The following is a 3082-nucleotide window of genomic DNA, read 5'->3' as shown; positions in this document are numbered from 1 at the left end:
TTAATTCAATATAGTCCCTATAATCTCCTAATATAGTTTCTTTGTCCATATATTCAGCTCTAATATAAAGCCTTGGGTACTGCCCGATTTTGCTTCTGGTTGCAAGGTTTGGAATAGCATATTTCATGGCCTCGTCTAGTAAATATAAATCTTCATCCTTAAGCATAGTTTTTTCAGCCCTATTACCACTTACTACCCCAGAAAAAGCAATTAGTGAATATTTAACTCTAAAATCTTTACCAATTGTTCCTTGAGTAGCTCTTTCACTGGCTGAAAAGTGAGAGGTAATACTTGATTCGAGAAGTTCCACTTTATTTAAGGAGTATCCCCAATTAAATTGTATGGGACCTATAAAAGTCTTATTGTCTCTTTTAACCGTCATAGTGGCACCAAACATCCTCACATCAGTTAAATTGTCTAATATCCATTCATTTGAAGAATCCTTTAAATCCTTTATTCTTTTATCGGCAGTTACTGGCTTATCATCTACTCTTCTAACGAATATATCATGACCTTTTGCATGTATAAAATCTCTTATATATCTTTTTAGTCTTAAATCTGATACTAAATTCATCTCCCGTTCATAATCCATACGAGGCCTATTCTCCTCATCTGGATCCCCGTTAGGGTTAGTAAGTTTTGCATCATAAAGATATAATATTTCATTATTGGTTATGGTCATTTAAAACATCCCCCTTCTCTCTTAACATTGGAATAGTAGTTGCAAAAGAATACCCTGAAAGAAGATAAAACAAACTTTCATCTTTATTTAATTTCCAGTTATCAATATTTCCATCTAAGAATCTTTTCATTTCAAAGAAAGTCACTTCATTGTATTGTCGTATCTTTTCTTGATTTAGTTTGTTAAATACATCCTTTGTAAGCCTAATAATCTTTTGCTTGTCTATACCGTTAAAATTAATTTTGTTAAGTATAGGTTTACTTCCTTCTTCTGTTCTCTTATACTGAACATTTCCTATTTCTCCTATTAAATAACCTAATAAAAACATTGCAGTTTCCTGTTCGTCATACCCTATTTTTTCAATATAATTTTTAATATTGTCTTTAACCTTTAATTCAGATACATCCAAACCTTCTCCCTCCTTTAAGCAACCCATATATTCAAGAAATTTAATGTACATATTGGCTCTCATGACATAGAACTCTAATATTTCCTCCTTTGGATTTATATTATAAGAATCCTTAGAAAGTCTTATTATTTTTATACATTCTATTAGATTTTTTATAAGATGTTTTTTATTCAATTTTTTACCAGTAAGTATAGCATCATACGTCTCAAGAACATCTCTATATTCAACAGCTTCTCCACGACTTATTCTTATAGGGGTCATGAAATATATTGTACTTAGAGTAATTGCACCTCTATATTTCTGTCCTAAAACTTTTTGAAAATCTAAAAAAGCTTTCTCTGATGAAATTCTAATTTTCTCAAAGATAGAAGGATTTATGTCTTTTATAAGCCTTTGTATCTTTGTTGCTTTTTGGCTTCTTTTGAAAAACATGAAGTTTAAAAGAAAATAGCTACTTTCATCTCTTAAATCTAATGCCCCTGATATTTCATCCCTTAAACCCCTCATTCCTTCATAGGATTTTACGGTATTAAAAGAGTCAACTATCTTATTAGCAGCTATATTTAAATCATTTTTATTTAAAGGTTGTCCATAAATAAATTGAGGGATTATATATACATCAAAAGCTGCAAGTCTACTAGCTAATCTATTCATTATATAGTTTTCGCCAGCTAGATATTTAAACATACAATCTAAGCACATTTGCATGTTTTTATAATAGTTTTTTGTGGATACATCACTGGCAAATATAAGTTGGTTAGTCGTATAAAATTTAATTTTCGTCTTAGTCATATCATGGGATATATCTTCGGTACTGCCGCAAATACAACATACTCCATTGTTTCCTTTGCCATCTTTAGATTTCGGTTTCTTAGACTCTATTACAGCTTCCTTATACTCCTTGAAATTTGTTAAAGGTTTTCCATCAATAAATATAATGTATAGACCTATATCCCCTGGTTCTATTCCCTTTTCTTCGTTTAGATATTTGTCAAACTTTATTTTGATTTTCTCTAAAAGTACCTTTCCCAGTTTTTTTTCATTATCTAATTCTGATTTTGTTTCTTCGAAAAGGTTTTCCATTGTTTTATCAATAGTTATACATTTTTCTAAATCTAAAGCATACCGATATTTGGACTTCATTCCTTCTCCAAAATCTACATAGAAATTTTTAAGTATTTGTTGGATTTTTTTATTTAATTCTAATCCTAAATCTATTTGGGAAAGATTATAGAGAGTTTCTGTTAGATGATAATTACTAGATGTGCTGGATGCATACCATTGTGCAGCATTAGAGCCGTCTGCTGATCCTACGAAGGTATATTTTTTTGCTGTATTGCTATCAATTTCTTCATTTACATCAATTTCTAACTTATCTTCTTCTAATAAAAAGTTAAATTTTAGTACATTTAATTGTTTATTTCTTCTCTTAGGTTGAAGTTTTTCAATGAAGTTTAGTATGGGGTCGTCAGATTTTAATACTTCTCCCATTTGTATTATTCCTTCAATGATCGTTCTCACCTCCTAATATCTTTTCTATATCAATTTAACACAGCCAAATCCTTGGCTATTTTTACTGCCTAATCCTGTGTCCAATCCTAGTTGTAGCAATGATGGTATTCCTTTCATTATAAATTTCCCTGTATATCCTTTTATTATGAAACCTTTATATTTTACAATAGATAACCTAGTAGAACCTAAAGGTTTTATATCCATTTCCGATTCAGGTGGCTCTTCTGAGTAAAAAGCCCTATATTTATTTTTTAGATTATTCTCAATCATTTCTGCAAATTCTTTTTCTTTTGGATTGAAATAATATGTGAATTTTTTTCCATCTTTTCTATATAAAGTACTATACGTAGAAATAGGAGATAAGGTACGTATTGTTATTTCTTCACTATTTACATTTTCCTTTTCAACTGATAATTGTTTAACTTCTAAATAGTTGTTTCCTAGCTGTACTTTTTGTCGATTTAGAAAACTATTACCAA

Annotated in this window: 3 protein-coding genes; all 3 read right to left on the bottom strand. The window is 29.8% G+C overall.

Annotated elements, in window-relative coordinates; all coding sequences use genetic code 11:
• On the bottom strand, window positions 1-682 hold a 682-nt coding region (gene cas7b / locus VK998_RS01215; RefSeq protein WP_325224563.1), incomplete at its 3' end, for a type I-B CRISPR-associated protein Cas7/Csh2.
• Window positions 666-2612: a TIGR02556 family CRISPR-associated protein gene (locus VK998_RS01210; protein WP_325224561.1), complete on the bottom strand. Its 1947-nt coding sequence runs from the start codon at window positions 2610-2612 to the stop codon at window positions 666-668. The genes cas7b and VK998_RS01210, both read right to left, overlap by 17 nt.
• Before the next feature lie 15 nt (window positions 2613-2627).
• Window positions 2628-3082 (bottom strand): CRISPR-associated endoribonuclease Cas6 (cas6, locus tag VK998_RS01205; protein WP_325224557.1); only part of this gene is annotated, 455 nt, incomplete at its 5' end.

Source organism: Schnuerera sp. (assembly GCF_035459645.1).
Classification (GTDB): Bacteria; Bacillota; Clostridia; order Tissierellales; family Tepidimicrobiaceae; genus Schnuerera.
Note: the sequence above shows the minus strand (reverse complement) of the source record. Positions and strands in the feature narration are given on the sequence as shown.